Annotated in this window: 22 protein-coding genes and 1 pseudogene; 10 read left to right on the forward strand and 13 right to left on the reverse strand. The window is 32.1% G+C overall.

Features of this window, described 5'->3' with window-relative positions; genetic code table 11:
- From Q0929_RS03455 to alaS, 3 genes are all read right to left on the reverse strand, one after another.
- Positions 1 to 370, reverse strand: a 370-nt coding sequence (locus Q0929_RS03455; protein WP_299238184.1) for an Rpn family recombination-promoting nuclease/putative transposase, incomplete at its 3' end; no start/stop codon positions are given.
- Positions 371 to 389: 19 nt separating this feature from the next.
- A complete protein-coding gene (gene yajC / locus Q0929_RS03460; RefSeq protein WP_299238185.1) occupies positions 390 to 695 on the reverse strand; it encodes a preprotein translocase subunit YajC in 306 nt (101 codons plus the stop codon).
- A 12-nt stretch (positions 696 to 707) separates the two neighbouring features.
- Positions 708 to 3,338: an alanine--tRNA ligase gene (alaS, locus tag Q0929_RS03465; RefSeq protein ID WP_299238186.1), complete on the reverse strand. Its 2,631-nt coding sequence runs from the start codon at positions 3,336 to 3,338 to the stop codon at positions 708 to 710.
- Positions 3,339 to 3,398: 60 nt separating this feature from the next.
- Between alaS and Q0929_RS03470 the strand changes: the two genes are divergently transcribed.
- Positions 3,399 to 5,837: an AMP-binding protein gene (locus Q0929_RS03470; protein WP_299238187.1), complete on the forward strand. Its 2,439-nt coding sequence runs from the start codon at positions 3,399 to 3,401 to the stop codon at positions 5,835 to 5,837.
- A gap of 169 nt (positions 5,838 to 6,006) precedes the next feature.
- Here Q0929_RS03470 and Q0929_RS03475 read toward each other — a convergent pair whose 3' ends face one another.
- The 6 genes from Q0929_RS03475 to Q0929_RS03500 form a co-directional block, all read right to left on the reverse strand.
- On the reverse strand, positions 6,007 to 7,209 hold the full coding sequence (locus tag Q0929_RS03475; protein WP_299238188.1) for a nicotinamide-nucleotide amidohydrolase family protein: 1,203 nt from the start codon (positions 7,207 to 7,209) through the stop codon (positions 6,007 to 6,009).
- Positions 7,210 to 7,212: 3 nt separating this feature from the next.
- Positions 7,213 to 7,632, reverse strand: a complete 420-nt coding sequence (locus Q0929_RS03480; protein ID WP_299238189.1) for a hypothetical protein — start codon at positions 7,630 to 7,632, stop codon at positions 7,213 to 7,215.
- Positions 7,633 to 8,235: 603 nt separating this feature from the next.
- On the reverse strand, positions 8,236 to 8,448 hold the full coding sequence (locus tag Q0929_RS03485) for a hypothetical protein (RefSeq protein ID WP_299238190.1): 213 nt from the start codon (positions 8,446 to 8,448) through the stop codon (positions 8,236 to 8,238).
- 30 nt (positions 8,449 to 8,478) lie between these two features.
- Complete coding sequence (locus Q0929_RS03490; RefSeq protein ID WP_299238191.1) at positions 8,479 to 8,766, reverse strand: hypothetical protein; 288 nt, start codon at positions 8,764 to 8,766, stop codon at positions 8,479 to 8,481.
- A 73-nt stretch (positions 8,767 to 8,839) separates the two neighbouring features.
- Entirely contained in the window at positions 8,840 to 10,237 is a 1,398-nt protein-coding gene (locus Q0929_RS03495; protein ID WP_299238192.1) for a HAMP domain-containing sensor histidine kinase, read from the reverse strand.
- Positions 10,218 to 10,892 (reverse strand): response regulator transcription factor, encoded by a 675-nt coding sequence (locus tag Q0929_RS03500; RefSeq protein ID WP_299228869.1) that lies wholly within the window; start codon positions 10,890 to 10,892, stop codon positions 10,218 to 10,220. Before Q0929_RS03500 ends, Q0929_RS03495 begins: the two co-directional genes overlap by 20 nt.
- A gap of 311 nt (positions 10,893 to 11,203) precedes the next feature.
- On the opposite strand from Q0929_RS03500, the gene Q0929_RS03505 reads away from it, so the two are divergent.
- From Q0929_RS03505 to Q0929_RS03515, 3 genes are all read left to right on the forward strand, one after another.
- Complete coding sequence (locus Q0929_RS03505; protein WP_299238193.1) at positions 11,204 to 12,766, forward strand: ATP-binding protein; 1,563 nt, start codon at positions 11,204 to 11,206, stop codon at positions 12,764 to 12,766.
- A 1-nt stretch (position 12,767) separates the two neighbouring features.
- The gene (locus Q0929_RS03510; RefSeq protein WP_299238194.1) at positions 12,768 to 13,424 is read left to right on the forward strand and encodes a phosphoribosyltransferase family protein; all 657 of its coding nucleotides are present in this window, start codon (positions 12,768 to 12,770) and stop codon (positions 13,422 to 13,424) included.
- Positions 13,425 to 13,646: 222 nt separating this feature from the next.
- The gene (locus tag Q0929_RS03515; RefSeq protein ID WP_299238195.1) at positions 13,647 to 14,240 is read left to right on the forward strand and encodes a DUF3365 domain-containing protein; all 594 of its coding nucleotides are present in this window, start codon (positions 13,647 to 13,649) and stop codon (positions 14,238 to 14,240) included.
- A 41-nt stretch (positions 14,241 to 14,281) separates the two neighbouring features.
- Here the strand turns inward: Q0929_RS03515 and Q0929_RS03520 are convergent, their stop codons facing one another.
- From Q0929_RS03520 to Q0929_RS03535, 4 genes are all read right to left on the reverse strand, one after another.
- Positions 14,282 to 14,506 (reverse strand): ferredoxin, encoded by a 225-nt coding sequence (locus tag Q0929_RS03520; RefSeq protein ID WP_299238196.1) that lies wholly within the window; start codon positions 14,504 to 14,506, stop codon positions 14,282 to 14,284.
- A gap of 362 nt (positions 14,507 to 14,868) precedes the next feature.
- Positions 14,869 to 15,042, reverse strand: coding sequence for a hypothetical protein (locus Q0929_RS03525; protein WP_299238197.1), 174 nt, complete (start codon positions 15,040 to 15,042; stop codon positions 14,869 to 14,871).
- Between the two features lie 705 nt (positions 15,043 to 15,747).
- Entirely contained in the window at positions 15,748 to 18,039 is a 2,292-nt protein-coding gene (locus Q0929_RS03530; protein ID WP_299238198.1) for an endonuclease MutS2, read from the reverse strand.
- Positions 18,036 to 18,359, reverse strand: coding sequence for a nucleotidyltransferase substrate binding protein (locus Q0929_RS03535; protein WP_299238199.1), 324 nt, complete (start codon positions 18,357 to 18,359; stop codon positions 18,036 to 18,038). The genes Q0929_RS03530 and Q0929_RS03535 overlap by 4 nt, the downstream gene beginning before the upstream one ends.
- Positions 18,360 to 18,823: 464 nt before the next feature.
- On the opposite strand from Q0929_RS03535, the pseudogene Q0929_RS03540 reads away from it, so the two are divergent.
- The 6 genes and pseudogenes from Q0929_RS03540 to Q0929_RS03565 form a co-directional block, all read left to right on the forward strand.
- Positions 18,824 to 19,107 (forward strand): annotated as a pseudogene (locus Q0929_RS03540) (transposase); the annotation flags it as partial.
- On the forward strand, positions 19,104 to 19,256 hold the full coding sequence (locus Q0929_RS03545; RefSeq protein ID WP_299238200.1) for a hypothetical protein: 153 nt from the start codon (positions 19,104 to 19,106) through the stop codon (positions 19,254 to 19,256). The pseudogene Q0929_RS03540 and the gene Q0929_RS03545, both read left to right, overlap by 4 nt.
- Positions 19,257 to 19,320: 64 nt before the next feature.
- A complete protein-coding gene (locus tag Q0929_RS03550) occupies positions 19,321 to 19,518 on the forward strand; it encodes a hypothetical protein (RefSeq protein ID WP_299238201.1) in 198 nt (65 codons plus the stop codon).
- A 46-nt stretch (positions 19,519 to 19,564) separates the two neighbouring features.
- Entirely contained in the window at positions 19,565 to 21,373 is a 1,809-nt protein-coding gene (aspS, locus tag Q0929_RS03555; RefSeq protein ID WP_299238202.1) for an aspartate--tRNA ligase, read from the forward strand.
- A complete protein-coding gene (locus Q0929_RS03560) occupies positions 21,370 to 21,741 on the forward strand; it encodes a rhodanese-like domain-containing protein (RefSeq protein WP_299238203.1) in 372 nt (123 codons plus the stop codon). The genes aspS and Q0929_RS03560 overlap by 4 nt, the downstream gene beginning before the upstream one ends.
- The gene (locus Q0929_RS03565; protein ID WP_299238204.1) at positions 21,695 to 22,420 is read left to right on the forward strand and encodes a double zinc ribbon domain-containing protein; all 726 of its coding nucleotides are present in this window, start codon (positions 21,695 to 21,697) and stop codon (positions 22,418 to 22,420) included. Before Q0929_RS03560 ends, Q0929_RS03565 begins: the two co-directional genes overlap by 47 nt.
- The last annotated feature ends 1 nt before the right edge of the window (position 22,421 follow it).

Below are 22,421 nucleotides of genomic sequence, written 5' to 3' on the forward strand. Positions count from 1 at the left end.
TCCATTTTCTTTTACCATGGTACAAGACAATGTTAATTATTGGTGGATATTCTTCATACTCTCCCGTTTCTTCCCATAATACGCCATTATAGTATAAAAGCTGGCTTGGTAGGTTTTTATCTATGTATGATTTGTGTTCAAAGATGATTCTTAAAAAGCTTTTTTCGTTTTCTATTTTACATTCATACAAAAGGTCAAGAAGTGATTTTCCAATCTTCTGTGAGTATTTTTCACTGTTTAATAATCTTATACTTTCTAAGTCTATCTTTTGAGATAGCTCTGGATAAAATATATCAAGCAGGCTCTTAACTCTCTTTGGCTCAGAAAACATCTGTTTAAAAAATTGGTCGTGAGGCTGCAAGTCACTCATTAAGTTAAATCCTTAAACCCTATCCCTTTTCTTCCTGTGATGCTGCTTCCTCTTGATAGTAAGAAGCTATTGATGGCTTTAAAACTTTTATTATACAGCCTTCACAAACTTTTAATGAAATAGTTTTTTCTTCAATGTTTTTTATCTCTCCAATAATCCCGCCGGTTGTGATTACTTTATCACCTTTTTTTAGGTTCTTTAAAAACTCCTCATGTTTTTTTCTCTGCTGTTGCTGTGGTCTTAAAATTAAAAAATAGAATATACCAACAAATAAAACCATCCATATTATAGCACTTATTAAACCACCCATTGGATCACCTTGCATAAAAATACCTCCTTAGCTAAAATTTTTTTTAAATTCTTCAAAAAGCTGACTTAATTTAGATGTGTCATTTATTCCACCTTGTGCAAAGTCTGGTCTTCCGCCACCACTTCCACCAACGGCAGAAGCAACTTTTTTAACGATATCGCCTGCTTTATAGTTTTCTGATAACTCTTTTGATACTGCTACAACAAAGTTAACTTTTTGTTTTTCAGTGTCTTTTGATGCAACCAGAATTACAGATTTTCCAAGCTTTTGTCTTAAATGGTCTGCGATTTCTCTCAATTCATTTGGATTTAGATTTTCAACTGATACATAAGCAACTTTAAATCCTTCTTTTTCAATGATGTTTAAATTTTCATTAATATTTGATAAAGCAAGTTTTTTTCTTAAGTTTTCTATCTCTCTTTCTTTCTCTTTTATCTGATTTTGCAGCTTTAATACTCGGTCTAAAAGTTGGTCTTCTTTTGCTGTTAAAAGTCTTGATAAATCTTTTATTATGTAATGCTCTTGCAAGCCTTTTTCTACTGCTTTAATTCCAGCTACTGCCTCTATTCTTCTTGTTCCGGATGATACTGCAGATTCTGAAAGGATTTTAAAGTATCCAATATCTCCTGTTCTTTTTACATGAGTTCCACCGCATAACTCCTTAGAAATACCGGCAGATATTACTCTTACAACATCTGCATATTTTTCTTCAAAAATAGCCATCGCACCGGATTTTAAAGCTTCTTCGTATTGCATCTCTTGGCATACAACTTCTTCATTTTTCATTATTTCTCTGTTTACAAGCTCTTCAACGGCTTTTAGCTCTTCGTCTGTCAGGCTTTCAAAGTGTGTAAAGTCAAATCTTAGATATTCATCTGATACTAAGGAGCCAGCCTGTTTTACGTGGTCTCCAAGAATGTTTCTTAAAGCTGCGTGTAAAAGGTGTGTTGCTGTGTGATGTCTCATTATATTTTCTCTTCTTTCTTTATCAACCTTAGCCCTTACATATGCTCCCTCTTTTACACTTCCAAATAGAACCTTTCCTTTATGAACAATCAAGCCATCTATCGGCGTTTGTGTGTCTAATACTTCAAATAAAAACTCATCACCCTCTATGATTCCTCTATCTCCAACTTGTCCACCTTTTTCTGGATAGAAAGGCGTGATATCAAGCACTATCTCAACTTCTTCCCCTTCTTTTACAGCGTCTACCAGCTGGTCTCCTTTTATGATAGCCAATACCTTTGAGTTTTCAGATGTTAATGTCTCGTATCCAGCAAATTGGTTTTCCGGAAGTTTGTTTTTAAGCGTTAAATATACCGGCTTAATCTCTTTGCTTTGAGATTTCCAGCTTTTTCTTGCTCTTTCTTTTTGCTCTTCTAACAGATTATGAAATTCTATCAAATCAAAAGTAAATCCTTCATCTTTTAATATTTCTTCCATTAGGTCTATTGGAAATCCGTATGTATCATAAAGCTTGAATGCTTCTTCACCTGTTAAATGCCTTCTGTTTTCTTTTCTTGCCTGTTCTATCATTTGATAGAGAATATCCATTGACCTTTTTAGAGTTTTTATAAACTTTTCTTCTTCTGATCTTGTGATTGTTTTTATAAAGCTTCTGTTTTGTATAAGCTCCGGATATGCAGTTTTCATTTTTTCAATTACAACATCAACCCCTTCATACAAAAACGGCTTTTCTATGCCAAGATTTTTTCCGTATCTTAAAGCTCTTCTTATTATTCTTCTCAAAACGTAGCCTCTTCCTTCGTTTGCCGGTAAAACTCCATCAGAAATTAGGAATGTGATGGCTCTCAAATGGTCGGCTATAACTCTCATTGCTATATCATCTTTTTCATTCTTCCCGTACTCTTTTCCTGATACTTCTTCTGCAAATTGGATGATTGGCTTGAATAGGTCTGTATCGTAGTTACTATCAACTCCTTGTAAGACTGATGCTATTCTTTCAAGCCCCATGCCTGTGTCAATGCTTGGATTTGGAAGTGGATGTAAGACGCCTTTTTCATCTCTGTTGTACTGCATAAAAACAAGATTCCATATCTCTAAATATCTAAAATCATCTTCTGCTCCAAACTCCGGATTTCCGAATTTTTCGCCCCTATCGTAGTAAATCTCTGAACTTGGTCCGCACGGTCCGGTATCACCCATTGACCAGAAGTTGTCTTTATAGCCCATTCTTTTTATCTTGCTTTCATCAAGTCCTATGTGTTTATTCCAAATTTCAAATGCTTCATCATCCTCTTCAAATACAGATACAAGAAGTTTTTCTTTTGGAATTTCTAAATGCTCTGTCAGATACTCCCAAGCAAACTCAATGGCTTCTTTTTTAAAGTAATCACCAAATGAAAAGTTTCCAAGCATCTCAAAAAATGTATGGTGTCTTGGTGTGTATCCTACATTTTCAAGGTCGTTATGTTTTCCGGATACTCTAAAAACTTTCTGACACGATGCGGCTCTTTTATACGGTCTTTCTTCAAGTCCAAGGAATACATTTTTAAACGGAACCATTCCGGCGTTAACGAATAATAGGGTTGGGTCATTTTCAGGAATGATTGATGCAGATTTTACGATTGTATGTCCTTTGCTTTCAAAATACTTTAAAAAGCTCTGCCTTATTTCATCAGCTGTCATATACTTCATAAATAAACCTCTTTGTGTAATAATAATTAGTGCTTAAAAATTATAGCATATGGAAGAAATATGATAAATATAAAGCCCTTAGAAAAGACCGCCTTAATACACAACGGTCAGGAGATAAGCTATAAATCTTTATCAGAAAATATAAAAAAATATTCAAATATATTAGATATAAACCCAGAAGATAAAGTAGCTATTTTTAGCGAAAATAGACCAGAGTGGATCTATGCCTTTTTTGCAGTTTGGGAAAGGTGTGGAGTAAACGTCCCGATAGATTTTATGTCTTCAGAAGATGAACTTTTTTACATACTAAACGACAGCAAGCCAGTATGCATTTTTACATCTAAAAATAATAAAGAAAAAGTTTTAAATGTGAAGCTAAAGCTTGATTATGATATTAAAGTTTTGGTTTTTGAAGAGATTGATTTTAGCAGTCAGATTTTTGAAAATAAAGAATATAAAAAGCTTGAAGAAGATTTAGCTGTAATACTCTACACTTCCGGAACTACAGGACAGCCGAAAGGTGTAATGCTTAGCTATAAAAATCTACTATCTAACATAAAAAGCATAGAAAAAGTAGAGATTGCAAACTCTCAAGATTCAACCCTTGCGATACTACCATTTCATCATTCTTATCCTTTGATGGTTTCCGTGCTCATACCTCTTCATCTTGGTGCTACGATTGTTTTTCTTGATGAGCTATCTCCACAGGATATTTTAGATAAGCTAAAAAAATACAAGATTACTATTCTTATAGGCGTACCCAGGCTGTATGCTCTTTTTCATAAAAGGATTTTTGATAAAATCAACGAAGATTTTTTTATAAAAACAGTTTTTAAACTTTGTAAAAAAATTAACAACCAAACACTTAGTAAAATAGTTTTTAAAAGAGTGCATGATATTTTTGGTGGAAATATAAAGTATTTTGTTTCAGGTGGTGCAAAGCTTGATTTAGATATTGCAAAAGATTTTCATGCTCTTGGATTTAAGATTATTGAAGGATATGGACTAACAGAGACGTCTCCTATCGTATCATTCAATCCACCATACAAAATTAAACTTGGCTCGGCAGGAAAGCCAATAGAAGGTGTACAAGTAAAAATAGAAGACGATGAAATTCTTGTTAAAGGTGATAATGTTTTTGCTGGATATTTAAATAAGATTGAAGAAACAAAGAAAGCATTTAAAAATGGCTATTTTATGACGGGAGACCTTGGATATCTTGATGAAGAAGGTTATCTTTATATAACAGGAAGGAAAAAAGAGATCATAGTTTTACCAAATGGAAAAAACATCAACCCAGAAGAAATAGAGAACATAATTCTTAAAAATTTTGATATTGTAAAAGAGATAGCAGTAATTCAAAAAGATAATCAGCTTTTTGCTATTATTTATCCAGATTTTGAAGTTGTAAAGAAAAGAAACATTGTAAACCTTGAAGAGACAATAAAATGGAATGTGATTGATAAATACAATCAAACTGCCGTCAGCTATAAAAAAATTGGCGGTTTTAAGATTGTAAATACCGAACTTCCAAAAACAAGGCTTGGAAAAATCAGAAGATTTATGCTTAATCAATTTCTTGAAAAACAAGAAAAGCCAGCAGTCAAAGAAGAGCCAAAAACTCAAACTTACAATATCTTAAAAGAATACTTAGAAAAATACACGAATCTAAGCGTATGTCCGGACTCTCACATAGAGATAGACCTTGGGCTTGATTCTCTTGGAAAAATAGAGTTTTTAACATTCATAGAAAGCACATTTGGAATAAAGCTTGATGAAAAGGATTTAATAGAAAATCCAACCGTTAAAAAATTGTCATGCTTTATAGATGAGAAAAAACAAAAGATAGAAATTTCAGAAACAGATTGGAAGAAGATTTTAAGCGGGCCGGTAAGCTTTGAATTAAAAGAAGGATATTTGACAATCATAAAACCAATTTTAAAGCTGTATTTCAAGCTTTATAACAACTTAGAAATAAAAGGTATAGAAAATATTCCAAATCAGCCAGTTATATTTGCTCCAAACCATCAAAGCTATCTCGATGGATTTTTAATCGTTGCATCCCTTCCAAACCACATACTTAAAAAAACGTACTTCTTAGCAGAAGAGGCTTATTTTAATACGTCATTTAGAAGGTGGATTGCGAGAAATTTTAATATCATAACTGTAAACGTTAATAAAGATTTAAAAGGCTCATTGATTAAATCAGCCTATGCTCTTAAAAATGGGAAAAACGTTGTTATTTTTCCAGAAGGTGCAAGAACAAGAGATGGTAAATTACTACCGTTTAAAAAAGGTTTTGCTATTTTATCAAAAGAGTTAGACACTCCGGTTGTTCCAGTAGTAATAAAAGGTGCCTTTGAAAGTCTTCCGATATATAAATCTCTTCCAAGTCCTTTCAAGATATCAGTAGAATTTTTAAAACCTGTGTATCCAGAAAATAAAAGCTACGATGAGATAGTAAAAATCGTTTATGATGAGATTTCAAAGAAGTTGTAATTCTCGAGATATGCATTTCACTTTCTTTATCATTTTGTGCCAGCCTGAAATTGTAGAATAACAACGTTAATTTTTAGAACAGTCTCAATCTTTAGATAATTAGATGTAATAAATAAAGCAGATGAAGCTCTTTATGCAGCCAAAAGCAAAGGAAGAAATAGATTTGAGGTTAGCTATTACTGATTAAATAAAGTCGAATTAAATTTAATGCAAACTGAGAAATGTATAATCTAACATCATTTCTACTTCCTTGATAAATCTCTTTATAAACCTTTGTTTCTTTACCATCTGTAAAACCTATATAATGAAGGCCAAGAGGCTTGCCAGGAGATTCGCCGGATGGACCTGCTATCCCTGTATCGCTTACAGCCAAATCAGAATTTATTAAATTTCTAACTCCTTCGACCATCTGCTTTGCAACAGGCTCACTAACAGCACCAAAATTTTTAATATCTTCTTCATTTACTTTTAACAAATTGATTTTAACCTCATTGGCATAAGAAACAATTCCACCTAAAACATACTCAGAAGAACCCGGCACGTTAACAAGACGGGAAACTATCAATCCACCCGTAGAAGACTCAGCCGTTGCAACAGTCTTTTTATTTTCTCTAAGTAGCTTACCGACTACTTCTTCCATCTCTAAATTATCTTCTGCATATATAAAAGTACCAAGCCTGTCTTTTATTTTTTTCTCTTTTTCTTTAAAACTTTCAAAATTTGTATCATATAAAAATACATCAATACCTTTTGGAGAAAAGTTATAGCTTAAATCTTTCATATCATTTAGAAGATAGTTTAAATCAGGCTCTTTTATTCCAAAAACTCTAAAAAGCTTTGTGTATCTTTTTTTCTCAATTATATTAAGCATCTCAAGTGCTTTATAAAACATTGGCTCCATTTCTGATGGAACACCCGGCAGAGCTATAACTGCTTTTTTTACATCATCTAAAACTTTTATAAATCCTACCGCCCTACCAACTGGATTTTCAATAATGGCAGAACCATACGGAATCTTTGCCATACTTTTTCTTTCTTCTGTTATCTCTACATTGTTTGATTTGTAATATGCTTTTAATTTATTTAACCATTCTTCGCTGTATATTAATGGAACTCCTATTGCTTCTGAAACAGCTATTCTTGTGTTATCATCTGTTGTTGGTCCAAGTCCACCGGAAATAAAAACTAAATCAGCCCTATCTAAAGCAAACTTTATATAATTTACTAATTCGTAATTAGAGTCTGGAGAGATGATTATACCTTGAACGTCAACGCCTCTTTCAAAAAGATTTTTTGCTATAAATAAGCCGTTTTTATCTTGCTTTCTTCCTTGAACAAATTCAGAACCTGTAATGATTATAATGGCTTTCATTTTTTATTCCAAGTATCTATTTATTTTAATAACTACGTTTTTACTTCCGGATTTTACTACTATTGGTTCACTTTCACAGCTGTTGGAGCTTTCCATAGGATTTCCGGACTTTGAAACCTTTGCATAAACAATAAGCTCTCCGTTAAATTCTTTATACAAATCTTCTATTATAACATCAGCAGGTGTAAGCTTGAATTTGTATTCTTTATCGTTAAATTTAATCTTCTTTACAGCTAAAGGCTGCGGAGAAACACCTTTTCTAACTATTAAAAACAGTGTCCCTTTACATTTATCTTTTAAACTATCATCAACTATAACTTTTCCTTCAATTTTATTTTGGTCTATAAAGTATGCTTCTGACGGTAGTTTTTGACAGGAAGCTAAAAAAAGACTCGTTAATATAAAAGTTAAAAATTTAATCAAATTTAAAGCTCCTTGTAAATCTATGCTTAATGATATTTTATCATATAGTTTATGTTGCTGTAGATTGAGTAATAAGATGTGAGAAGTGAAATGTTAAAAAAGTTATTCATAATGATAGAGTAAGCAAATTATTAAACTTTGGAAATGAGAAATTGGAAATTTTTACAAAATTTAGAATGAGACTTTTAGATTAAAGCTGTCATAATGAAACACGGACTGGTTATTAAAGATCAGAAAAAGAATTGTATTTTCTCCCTTCAACCAACAAAGAATTTATTATCCTTTCTAATATCATCGTGAGTAAGCGAGGTTGTTCTAAGATTCTCGTAAACTTACCTTTCCGTGTCATCCCGAGGCTGTAAGCCGAAGGATCTCTTTTTTGATTTTTTGACTTGAAAAGAAAAACATGAGATTCTTCGCTTCGCTCAGAATGACAATTTTGATTTTTGGGACAGCCTCGTGAGTAAGCTTATTTTAGAAAAACAATGATTGTTTAGTACAAGAATTACTTGTTCATAAATGAATTTTAAGTGTGAAACTTAGACGTTTTGTTTAAAAAGGATTTAAAATAAAAAAGGGGGCTTTTGCCCCCCCTTGAAGAGATTATTGTTTGTTTTCTTCTTTCTTTTCTACTTTCTTAGCAGCTTTTTTCTTTTTAACAACTTTTTTAGCTGGAGCTTTTTTCTCTTCTTTAGCTGGAGCTGCTGCTTCTTGTTTTGCTCCTTCTGCTGGAGCTGCTGCTTTTTCTTCAGCCATTGCTGCGAATCCCATTCCGAACACTGCTACTGAGAGTGCTGATAATACTAATTTTTTCATGTTACACCTCCTATAAAAATTTTAATAAAATTATTTTCCTGCTGGTACAGCTGGTTGTTCAGCTGGTTTTTGTTCGCCTGCTGGAGCTGCTTGTTGTTCAGCTGGTTTTTGCTCTCCTGCTGGTGCAGCTTGTTGCTCTCCACCTTGTGCAGGTGCAGCTTGTTGAGCTGGTTGTTGTTCAGCTGGTGCTGGAGCTGCTGGTTGTGCAGCTGGAGCTGCTTGTTGTTCAGCTGGTTGTTGTTCTTCTTTCTTTTGGCAGCTGAAAAGTAAAGATGTTGATAATACAGCTGCTACTGTTCCAAGTACTAATTTTTTCATTCCTTATAACCTCCTTTTTAATTTATCACCAAATATTTTATTCTAATAAAATTACACAAATATTAAATAAAGATTACAAATTTGTAATTTTGCCAAAAGTAATCTCAAAAGTTGTTCCTTCATTTTCTTTGCTAAATACCTTAATTTCTGCCGAGTGTCTATCTAAAACTGCCTTAACAAGACTTAAACCAAGGCCGCTTCCCATGTATATTCCCCGGCTTTCATCAGCTCTATAAAACTTATCAAAAATCTTATCTAATTTATCCTCCGGAATACCTATCCCTGTATCAGAAATAATTAGTATTACTTTGTCTTCAATTTCTTTAAGCTTTATGAAAATCTTTCCATCTTGTTTATTAAACTTAATGGCATTATCCAATAAATTTGCTATTGCTCTGCTAAGATATTTTTCATCACCCAAAATGTAGATATCTTCGTCTACTTCCATTTCTATTTTTATTCCTTTTGTTAGTGCATAGTCTTTAAACAATGAATATAAATTTTTGATAATTTTTGATAAGTTTACCTTTTCCATTGAGAGCTGAAATGTTCCGGATTCAAGTTTTGAGATAGTAAGAAGGTCTGCTATCATTTGATTTAAAGACTCTGTTTCTTCAATGATATAGACTAATAAATCTGAACATTCTTTACTGACTTTGTTTTTCATTAGCATGTTTTCAGATGCCGCTCTTATTCTTGCGATTGGTGTTTTAAGGTCGTGGGCTATGCTTTCTGTAGTTTCTTTTAAGGTTTTTACAAGAATTTCTATTCTATCTAAAAGATTATTAATAACTACTGCTAAATCATCCAACTCATCTCCGGCTTGAGAAACAGGAACTCTTTTCTCTAATTTCATACTGGTAGATAGCTCTTTTGCAGTGTTTGAAATTCTTTTGATTTTTCTTGTGATTGAGTTTGCTATTAAAAATCCACCAATTAATGATAATAAAAACACAATAATTCCAGAATTATAGAAGATGCTTAAGAGTCTGTTCAAAAGCCTGTTTTTATCATGTTTAGATTTTCCGATTACTAACGTGTATTTTGGAGAGAGCTTATAGATGATGATATGGAAGTCATCTAAGGATACAATTTCATATTTATCCGGAGTTAGTTTTTTATAGTTTTCTAAGTTTATCACTATATTTTGTGTATGAATAAGTGTATTTGTGTTTAATATAATACTACCTTTATTATCGTAGATTTTAAAAAATTCATCTTTATTATTTATAATTTCAGCTTCTTTTAGGATTTGCTTTTTCAGTCCATTTATCCCTTCCTGCTTGAATAGAATTTTATAAGATTTTGCCTTTTCTGTAATCTCTTGTTTTATTTTATCATCAAGATAGATTTCAAAAAATGAGTAAACTGTAAAAAATGAAGCTATTAATGATAGTAAAAGTAAAGTTGAATATAGGAGTGTTATTTTAATTCCAATTTTATTGACAGTTTTAGTTAGCTTTAAGAACATAACCAAAGCCGCGAACTGTATGAATTAACTTTTTATCAAATCCTTTATCTATTTTGTCTCTTAATCTGTGTATTTGAACATCTACCACATTGCTCTCTATATCAAAATCTATATCAAAAACGTTGGCAAGTATCATGTTTCTTGTTACTATTTTTTCAGCATTTTCCATAAGATATTTTAAAAGTTCATACTCTTTTGCTGTTAGGTCTATTTTTTTATTTCCTCTATAAACTTCTTTTTTAAGTAAATCCATAGTCAAGTCATGGTATTTTAATTTTGAAATTTCATCTATATCTTTACTTCTTCTAACAAGGGCTTGGATTCTTGCCAACAACTCTGGAAAGCTAAAAGGTTTTGTTAAGTAATCATCAGCTCCCAAGGACAATCCTTTAACTTTATCTTCTACACTATCTTTTGCGCTTAATACAAGAATAGGTGTTTTTATTTTTTTGTTTCTAAGAGATTCTATAATATAAAATCCAGACATTTTAGGAAGCATCAAATCAAGGATTATTATGTCAAAGTCTTCATAATTTGCGTAATTTAAACCTTCTTCTGCATCATAGGCTTGTACCACATCATATCCTTCTTCTTTTAAACGTTTTGCAATGAGTTTTGATAAGTTCTTATCATCTTCTACTATTAAAACTTTCATTAAATCCTCCCTGCTGAAATAGTGATTGATTATATTTTATATCATGCTGAAAAAAAGAATTTCTATAACAATATTTTTATTAAACTTTAATCCTAACAATACCTTGGGTGGGAAATTAGCAGTTTTTATAGAATTTAAAAAGGAGATCCCTCGGACTAAAGTCCTCAGAACGATGACAAAGAAATAAAAATCCTGTCATTCTGCAGCCGACGAAGAATCTCATGCTTTTGTTGAATTTCTTACCCGACGTATGTTTAATAAATACATACTTTATGCTATAATTTCAAAATAAATAAGGATAAGGGTAAAAAATGGAAAAGCTTGGAATAGTTGTAGGTTCTACAAAACCAAACAGAGTTAACTTTTTATCTAATAAACCACTCAGACTTGGTCAGTTTGTGATTTTAAAATACTTTGATGGTGATGAAGAAATAAGACTTCTTGGAATGATTAATAAAGTTGAAAGGGAAAATAAATATATTCCGGAAGATATTCCAAATTATGAAAAAATTGACAGATTGATAAAAGAAAGTTCAAACGAGACAAAGGTTAAAGGAGAAATTCAGATTCTTGGAAAAATCGCAGAAAGAGATAACGGAATAACTCTCGAATTTCAAAGGACACCCCCTCTTCCGGCATCAGAAGTTTTAAAACCACCAAAAGAAATATTAGAAAAGCTCTTTGGCTCAAAAGGAAAAAATTATATAAAAATTGGAAAGCTTTTAAGTGAAGCAGAAGATGTAAATGTGTATATTGATATTAATCAAATAGTTTTAAGGCATCTTGCAATTCTTGCAATCACAGGAGCAGGAAAGTCTAACACAGTATCGGTACTACTTGACAATATAGTTAATTTAAAAGGAACTGTTGTTGTGTTTGATTTTCATGGAGAGTATACAAGAGCTGAATTTAGAAGAGATGGAAAAAATGTTGTAAATGTTATAAAACCTCTCGTTGACCCAACTACCCTTGATAAAAAAGATTTTGCAAAGCTAATAGGAATTAGGGAAAATGCAACTACTCAGTATAGATACTTTAAATATGCGGTTGATAAAGTATTAAGAGACTTGAAAGATGAAAAGGGCGATGATTGGAGAAGGTTTGTAGAGACTGAAAGTTTTTTTGACAGGTTGATTGGTGAGCTTGAAAGCTGGACGGACGAAGAAAAATCATCTCCATTTAAAGGTAAAATCAGAGAAGAATCTCTTTATGAAGTTATGAATAAAATAGAAGATACGATGGTAGACTTAAGTCATATAATAAAAATTGGCGCAAAAGACCTTATAGAGAACATAAGACCTGGCATGGTAAATGTCTTTGACTTTTCAGAAGTTGATGAAGAAGTAGCAGATGCTCTTGCATCTAACATTTTAAAACATTCTTTAATAGAAAGAAAAAAAGCAGTAAGAGGAAGTGATAGCAAAATTCCAAACCCAATTTTAATCGTTGTTGAAGAAGCCCATATTCTTGCAGGCGTTAAATCTGATACAGACTCTAAATATTGGATGACAAGAATAGCAAGAGAAGGTAGAAAGTTTGGACTTGGATTATGCGTTGTTACACAAAGACCAAAAGGTTTAGATAAAGAAATTTTATCTCAGATGAACAACATGATAATACTAAAACTTGTCGAACCAGAAGACCAAAAGCACGTTCAAAGCGCAAGTGAATCATTATCCTCTGAGCTTATGGAATACCTGCCATCCCTTAACCCAGGAGAAGCTATAATTCTTGGAAATATGACAAAAATTCCACTGCTGATCAAGATTGACAAAGCTAAAGGAAAAATACAAGGCAATGACATACCGGTTGTTGATAAATGGCTCAGCTCAGAAGAAAAATTAAGCAAATTAGAGGATTTAAAGGACTTTTAAAATGTTTAGAGATAGAGAAGAAGCGGGAAGATTACTTGGCGAGCTTTTAAAGAAATACGACTTTGATAAGGAAAATACTGTTATTTTAGCCATTCCAAGAGGAGGCGTTCCGGTTGCTTATGAAGTTTCTAAAAAGCTTAGGATACCATTTTCGTTGGTCATTACTAAGAAATTAGCTCCTCTTCGTGAGCCTGAAGCAGCATTTGGAGCAATTGCACCAGACGCAAGTCAAGTAATAGATGAAGTCTATATGAAATATATGGGAGTATCCTCTTCAGAGCTTGAAATTGTAAGAGAAAATGCAGTAAAAGAGATAAAAAACAGAATTATAAAATATCTAAACGAAAAAGAGTCAAGCTTAGAAGGTAAAGATGTTATTATAATTGATGATGGAATAGCTACAGGATATACAGCAATAGCTGCAGCGATGTACGTAAAAAATAAAGGTGCAAAAAATGTATACCTTGCTATTCCAGTATGTCCGACAGATAGCATTCCGAGAGTAAAGAAATATTTTGATGATGTATTTTGCTATGAAAAATCAGATTCTTCCTTTTTTGCAGTAGGTACGTTTTATGAAGATTTCCATCAAGTAAGCGACCAAGAGATGTTTTTTATCATTGAAGAAGCCAAAAAGAATGGATTATTTTATACTTAAATACTTTTGGTGAGAAATTAGTAATTTTTATACAATTTAAAAAGGAGATCCTTCGGACTTACGTCCTTAGGATGACAGAGAAAGGGAAAGCATGTTAACAATTACCTTATTTGTCATTCTGCAGCCGGCGAAGAATCTCATACTTTTATTGAATATCTTACCTGACGTTTAACAGGCATATGGATTATTTTATACTTAAAAACTTTTAAAGGAGGTGGAAAGATGAAAAAATTATCATTTCTAGTGGCAGCTGGGTTATTGCTTAGTTGTACAACAACGCAAACAGTTCAAGTACCACAAGAAAAAGAGCCAAAAATAAAAGAAATTGGTGAAGCAACATCTATGAAATTACTTAAAACATTAAAAGGTGAGCTTTTAAATGCAATGCAACAAGGTGGACCAGACCAAGCAGTAGAAGTTTGTTCTAAAAAAGCTATGACTTTGACAAAGCAAATAGAAAATGAGACAGGTTATAGCGTAAAAAGAACTACTTTTAAATACAGAAACCCGGCTAACAAACCGGATAAATATGAAGAAGAAGCATTAAAGTACTTTGAAGAAGCAATCAAATCAGGTAAAATGCCGGCTTACTATGTTCAGGCTATAAAAGAAGATAATAAAATAGTTTACAGGTACTACAAACCTCTAAAGGTAGAAGGTTTGTGCTTAACATGTCATGGCGACCCGTCATTAATGGACCCAAACCTTGTCAAAAAGATTAAGACTTTATATCCTACAGATATGGCTATGGGTTATAAAGATGGGGACTTTAGAGGCGTTGTTAGAGTTTCTATTCCTGAGGATAAATTAAAGTAAAATAAAAAAGGGGCTTTAAAGCCCCCTTTCAAAAATTTATATTACTCTTCAATAACTTCCGTTACTAATGCACCGGATGGGCATTCTTCTGTAACTTCTAATACTCTTTGAGCTAAATCGCCTTCGATGATAGCACCATCACCACCAACTTCAGCTTTAACTTGTGCAATTCCATCTCCAGAATCTTCATAAACTTCTGGAACTTCGTCATAGCAGAGTGCGCAAGCTGTGCAAAGGTCTTTGTCTACTTGAACTTTTACCTTCATAACATACCTCCTGTAAAATTTTTAATGAAGTAGCTTTAATAGTATAGCTTATTATATATAAATTTTCAAATAAAACAAGGTTATAAGTCTGACCAAAATCACAGCAAATATACATATCAAAAAAGCAGACGAATGAGAGTAAGTTTAATCACAGATACCAAAATTCATAAACCCCACCTATGATATAATTTTGTGAATTTTTGACAAATTAAATACTTAAGTGAGAAATTAGCGGTTTTTATAAAATTGCTTTGTCCAATAATAGAAAATCATAGAATAGCCTATTTTTTCTGCATACGTTTTATTGCTTTTCTTTAATTAATTATACACCACGCTAATAATTATTCATTGTTAAAAACCTATTAATAAGCATAGCTTTTAAAAATATCTCGGTTTTGATGTTCTCTACAAACCTCCGTTGAATTTGGTATAATTCCAGCAATAGCACCTATTATTTTGATAAAATCATAGAAATCTCGCGCATCATATCCTTTATCTGCAAGTACTTTAAAAATTCTTTTACCTTTTTCTTTCAAATTTCTAAATGCATTTTCGAGGCTGCTCTAAACATCCACATAGTCATTCTGAGCGAAGCGAAGAAGCTCCTATTTTTCTTTTCAAGTCAAAAATCAAAAGAGGAGATCCTTTGGCCTTACGTCACCAGGATGACACGGAAAGGTAAGCTTACGAGAATTTTGGAACACCTTCAAGTTTATACCTGATGTTTTAAATACTTCTTTAATTTTAGACTCTAAGTTAGAAAATCTAGTTCTAAAGTTTGGAATTTTAACTCTGCACTAAGGATTTTAAGAGAATGGTAAAGTGTTTTCACTTAAAAATATATCCTCATCAATTATTATCTCTCCGCGCTTTACAAGTTGTTTATTATATTTTTTCCAGTTTCTTTTCATAAAAATCTCACCAATTTTTAAGTTTTTGGGTACAATTTTATATGATATTACAATTAAATTGTGAAAATTTTTGGACAGTCTCAATTATAATATTAATCTTATAATACCTTGGGTGAGAAATTAGCGGTTTTTATAGAATTTTAAAAATGAGATCCTTCGGCCTTACGGCCTCAGGATGACAGGAAAAGGTTGATTGATAAGTGTTAAAAGAAGGATAACCTTATTTGTCATTCTGAGTGAAGCGAAGAATCTCATGTTTTTGTTGAATTTCTCACCCGACGTGTCTCAATTATAATATTAATCTTATAATAAATCAAAAACTCTATCCCTCTACTCTTCAAATCTAACCATGGTTACTCCAAGACCACCTTCGTGATATGGTGCATCTTCGTATTTTAGCTTAAACGGAAGTTTGTCTAAGTACTCTCTTACTGCATTTCTTAAAACACCTGTTCCATAACCATGGATTATTTTAAAGGTAGCATAGCCTTCAAGAATTACTTTATCGATGTACCTTTCTAACTCTTTTATAGCCTCTTCTTTTGTCTTGCCAATTAGATTGATAGATGGGGTTATATCTGTTTTTGATTTGGTTATTTTAAAGGTTGTTTTTTCTTCTTTTTGTGGTCTTTTTTCAAGCTGACTTAAAGGTAGCCATATTTTTATCCCGCCAAAGTTTACATTGGCCTTATCTTCTCTGATGGCAATAACCGTTCCTTCCTGAGTTTTTCCTTTTATTCTTACAACATCACCTTCTTTGATCTCTTCTGCCTTAGATTCTTCTTCTGTTTTTATCTTAATTTCTTTCTTTTCTTTGACAAATTTTTCTAATGGTGCTCCGGTTTGTCTTTCTTTTACTTCTTTTAAGACTTCGTAGCCTTCCTGTCTTATTTTTTCTACAAAATCTTGAATTTCTTTTAAGCTTTCTTTCCATTTTTCTTTTTTGTCTTTTTCAAGCTGTTTTGCTAAGTTTTCGTATTTTGCTTTTTCCAATTCTAACTGCTGTTTTAACTGGTTTATCTCTTTAATTTTTTCTTCATATTCTGATATTAACGCTGAAAATTTAGATGCTAATTCTTCAAAATTTAGTAAATCCTTAGATATTAAAGACTTAGCTTTTTCTATGATTTCTTCTTGTAAATTTAGCTTTTGGGCTATGTAAAACGCCATACTTTCGCCTACTGCATTGTAATAAATTTTATAAGTTGGTGTTAAGGTTTCTTTGTCAAATCCAACTGTTGCAATTTTAAAGTAATCGTTGTTTAATACATAAGCTTTTATTTTCTTTAAGTGTGTAGTTGCTATTACTCTTATGTTTTTTTCTTTTACATAGTCTAAAATTGCTATACCAATGGCTGATGCAAAATCAGGGTCTGTTCCTGGTATAAGCTCGTCAAATAGTAAAAGAGAGTTTTTATCTGCTAAATCTAACATCTCTTTTATGTTTTTAATATGTGCTGAGTATGTAGATAGATTTTCTTCTATACTTTGATAGTCTCCAATGTCTATAAATATTCCGTTAAAGATTGGAATTTTACTTCCTTCATCAACAGGTATTGCTATGGCTGATTGAAAAATTAAAGATAAAAGTCCTGCTGTTTTTAATGCTACTGTCTTTCCGCCTGTATTTGGTCCTGTAATTACCAATCCTCTCTTTTCGTCAAGTAAAATATCTATTGGAATAAATGGCTTTTCTTTAAGTAAGAATATAGGATGTTTTGCATTGTAAAGCTGATATGATTCTCCTATCTGTGGAAATCTGCAGTTAAAAGCTTTTGAAAATTTAGCTTTTGTGTAGAGGATGTCAAACTCAATCAAAGCATCAAAAGAGTTTGAGATAAAGTTAATTTTTGTTCTAATTATGTCTGTTAAGAATTTCAGTATTTTTCTAATTTCTAAGTTTTCTTGGAGTTTTAAATCTGTGAGTTTGTTGTTCAGCGGTACTACTTCAAATGGTTCTACATAAACCGTATTTCCCGAAGAAGACCTGTCTTGAATGATGCCCTTTATTCTATGGGAAAAGTTATACTTTACAGGAATGACAAATCTATCTCTTCTTAAGGTGATAAGCTTTTCTTGGATTGCGTCTTGGTAGTTTGGATTATTCAAGATTTTTTCAAGCTGATTATTTATAAGCTTTTCAACTTCTTTAATCTCTTTTCTAATCCTTGCTAAATCTTTACTTGCACTGTCTTTTACAGTAAAGTCTGAGTCTATGCTGTCTGTGATAAACTTTTCAAGCTCTCTAAGCGGAGTAAGATTTTGAAACAGCTTTTTAAGATGGTTTAGAGTATGGTTTGATAAAAAAGATTTTACATTCTTAACTACTCGTAAAATTTCTCCGATTTCAAAAATCTCTTTAGGAGATAAAATACTATCTTCAACCTTTGCAAGGTTTATTGCTTGGGTAATGTCAGGAAATTCTGATAGCGGAAAATATCCTTCCTTTAAAAAGACAGATTCAAACTCAGATGCTTTTGCTATTTCTCTCTCTAAAAACTCTCTGTTTGTAATAGGTTTTAGATTGTTTATCTTATTTTTCGTTATCTCGTTATGGGTATAGCTTGAAAGTAGGTTTAAAAACTTTCTATACTCTAAACTTTCTAAATCTCTTTCTCTCATTCTCTCATCTTGTTATAAAGTGTTTTTAGGTATACAAATACTTTTGGAAGCTCTTCATAAACTTCATCTGCCATATACTCGCTGTATATGTGGACCGTGCTATTACGTAAATCCACTATTTTTAGCCAATAATCATCGTATTCAATCAGTCCTTGGGTAAATACTTCTCTTATACAACCTTTTGGAGATTTGCAAATAATGCCGTATTTTTCTTCTAATTCTAATTTTAATAAAATTTTTTCTAAATCTTTTGTAAGTTTTTCTAACTTCATGGGTATAAATACTCTACAACTTGCTTTGCTACTTTTTAAAATCATCATCAACTTCGTTAAAATCAATGAAATCTATTTTATATAAAGTTGGCAGATTTTCAAGCTCTTCTTGAATTTCAAGCTTTATGTGAGATGAAATTACTGTTAAATCTATGTCAGAGCTCTATTTACTTGTGGGTTTGGTTTTATGTAATTACTCAAAATAATCCACCTATGCTATAATAATAAGTAGTAAGTAGTATAGGAGGTAAAACATGAATTTAGTAGAATTACTACAGATAGCATCATCAGAAGAAAAAGCAGAAGAATTTTTAAGAGAATGAAGTGTTAGAAAAGACAGTATTCTTGAAGATTTAAAAATTCCATTCTCTAAATTTATATTGGCTGTAAAACTATTCATCCTTGAAGCTGCTGCTCATAAAGAGCTTGATTTAGCTTACAATACTATGCACAAAATTTATACAAAACTTAGACAGTGTATATACAAATTTGTCTCAAAAGATGACCAGCTTTTATCAGGAGAAGTAGAAATGGATGAAAGCTATTTTGGAGGAAAAAGGAAAGGCAGTAGAGAAAGAGGAGCAAAGAATAAAATTTCTGTGTTTGGAATTCTTGAAAGAAATGGAAAGGTCAAAGTTGAGATAGTGAAGGATGTATCTGCTGAAAGAGGCTACTAAAATTTCATGGTGTAAGTAAGGATAATTTTATCTACTATCTAAAAGAGCTTGAATTTAGGTATAACCTTAGGGATAATATTGATGATAGTTTGTATAAATGTTTAGGTGGAATGAATTGAGGAATTACCAAAAACTAAAACAAAAGCTAAAACAAGAGAAAAACGAATACAAGAGAGATAAACTAAAAAGCACATTAGCAAAATTAAGAAAAAACTTAAAAACACTACAAAAACACGTCTCACTTCTCACGTTGAACGTTTCACGTTGAACGTTTAAAAAGTGGAAAGAGCAAAAGAGTTACCCAAAAACCTATCAACCAATGGAATCAGCAGATGAGGGGTCTGCCTGCAGGTAGATATAAAAGCTGGCAAGTTCTTTCCATAGCCTTAGCTTTCTGCTTGAAACGTGTTATAATTTTAAGGGATTGGATAGCAGCGGCTAATAGGACACTTCCAAAATACCGCCTGTTGGGGTCGGAAGTGTCTGAAATGGCGGAATACAAATACCCCAACCCAAGCTGTACAAACTGATTTTTATACTTTTTTACAGTTTGTACAGTTTGGTTGGCCAGGTTTTATGATAGACCAGCTTAGAGAATTTAAAAGAGATTACTACTGTGGAGATTTAAACGAATCAAATATAGGTGATGAAGTTAGACTTCTTGGTTGGGTTGACACTGTTAGAGACCATGGCGGAGTTATTTTTATAAATCTCAGAGACAGAGAGGGTATAGTTCAAGTAGTTTTTGACCCATCAAAAATTGGAGAAGAGTTATACAATAAAGCAAAAAAACTTAAATCAGAATACGTTATCGGTGTGAGAGGTAGAGTTAACAGAAGACCTGCAGGTACAGAAAATCCTAAAATGAAAACAGGAAACATAGAAGTAGCTGCTGAAGAGCTTTTAATCTTAAACACATCCAAGGCTTTACCTTTTCCAATAGAAGATAACATAAAAGTTAGCGAAGAAGTTAGATTAAAGTACAGATATTTAGACTTAAGAAGACCATCTATGCAAAGAAACATAATATTAAGACACGAAGTATATCAAGCGGTAAGAGAGTTTTTAGCTGGGAATGGATTTATTGAAGTAGAAACTCCAATGCTTACAAAATCAACACCTGAGGGAGCAAGAGACTTTTTAGTTCCATCAAGATTAGAAAAAGGCAAATTTTATGCACTTCCACAATCACCACAGCTATTTAAACAGATCTTAATGGTTGCAGGACTTGAAAGATACTTCCAAATAGCTAAATGTTTTAGAGATGAAGACCTAAGAGCAGACAGACAGCCAGAATTTACACAAATAGACTTAGAGATGTCTTTTGTAACAGAAGATGATGTGATGACTTTATCAGAATCTTTAATTCAGTATGTATACAAAAAAGTTCTTGGAATTGATATAAAAATTCCTTTTAGAAGAATGAGCTACGAAGAAGCTATAAATAAATACGGAACAGACAAGCCTGACTTAAGATATGGTTTAGAGCTTATAGATATTACGGATTTAGCAAAAGAAGTAGAATTTAAAGTATTTAACGATGTTGCAAAATCCGGCGGGCTTGTAAAAGGTATAAACATTAAAGGTGGGTCTAAATTTTCAAGAAAAGAAATTGATGAGCTTACAGAATACGCTAAAAAGTTTGGTGCCAAAGGAATGGCATGGGTTAAGCTTGAAAATGGAGAAGCTACTTCTCCAATCCTAAAATTCTTCACGGAAGAACAAAAACAAAAGTTATTTAGTCTTATGGACGCAAAAGATGGAGACTTGCTAATATTTATTGCAGATAAAAAAGATATTACTCACAAAGTTTTAGGATTTTTAAGAAAGCATATAGCAGAAAAAATGAATCTAATAGACAATAGCAGATTAGAGTTTTTATGGGTAGTTGATTTTCCACTTTTTGAATGGGACGAAGAAGAAAACAGACTTGTTGCAATACACCATCCGTTCACAAGTCCAAAAGACGAAGATATAGATAGATTGGACGAAGCATTAAACAATCCAGAAATTGCGCTTAGTTTTAAATCAAAAGCTTACGACATGGTTTTAAATGGTGAGGAGATAGGTGGGGGTTCAATAAGAATACATACGCCTTATATACAAGAAAAAGTATTCCAGCTTTTAAACATTTCAGAAGAAGAGGCAAAAGAAAAATTTGGGTTTTTAATAGAAGCTTTAAGCTACGGAGCACCACCACACGGGGGATTAGCTTTTGGTCTTGATAGAATTTTAGCACTTATGACAGGAAGCGAAAGCATAAGAGACGTAATCGCATTCCCTAAGACACAAAAAGGAATATGCCCGCTAACAGGAGCACCGGATTATGTTTCAGAAAAACAGCTTAAAGAAGTAGGAATAAAAGTGGAGGTGGATGAAGAATGATAAGAAAGGTTTTTTTAACAATTTTATTAATTTTCGGATTTTCTTTTGCATACCAAGACCTAAACGCAAAGCAGTTTTATGAAATGATGCAAAAAGAGAAAAACGTGATAATTCTCGACGTCAGAACACCACAAGAGTACCAAGAAGGACATATAAGTAATGCAATCAACATTCCTGTCCAAATTTTAGGACAACAATTAGATAAACTTAATAACTTCAAAGATAAAAAAATTCTTGTATACTGTAGGTCTGGCCATAGAAGTGCGATCGCAAGCCAGATATTAGATAAAGCCGGATTTAAAAACGTATACAATCTAAAAGGTGGATTATTTGAGTGGAAAGCATCAGGATTACCATTGGTTAAGTAAATTTAAGCTATTATTTAACGCACTTTTTCCAAGAGAATGTGTTTTATGTGGTGACCCTTTTATATTTACAAACCAAAACATTGTTTGTGATGATTGTTTATCAAAATTTGAAAAAAGCGAAAGCTTCTTTTGTAGAAGCTGCGGAAAGTCTGGAGAAAACACCTATCCAATATGTGAAGAATGTAAATATGATAGAAAATATTCTTACATAGAAGCTTTTACAGATTATTATGAATTTGGAGAGATTCTTAGAGAGTATAAGTTTGGTAAGTATAAAAATTTAGCTTACGATATAGCAAAAATCATTAAAGAAGACTTTCAAAAGTTCGTCAGACAAAACCAAGTACAAAATATTTTATACATTCCTATATCAAACAAAAAATTAAAAGAAAGAGGATTTAATCATTTAAAGGAAATTTTAACTTACATATTTCCAAAATATCTCATAAAAGATTATTTGATAAAAATCAAAGAGACAAAACTACAGGTTGAGTTAAATAGAGCAGAAAGGTTTGAAAATCTAAAAGATAGCTTTAAATTAACTGTTGACAAAATAGATGGAAATACGCTTATTTTTGATGACATTTTAACAACAGGTGCAACATTATTGGAAGCTTACAAAACAGTCAAAGATAAAGTTAATGGAAATCTGTACGCTTATGTAATCACAAAGGTTTGAA

Origin of the sequence: Sulfurihydrogenibium sp., from assembly GCF_028276765.1 — a bacterium.
In the GTDB taxonomy this organism is placed as follows: domain Bacteria; phylum Aquificota; class Aquificia; order Aquificales; family Hydrogenothermaceae; genus Sulfurihydrogenibium.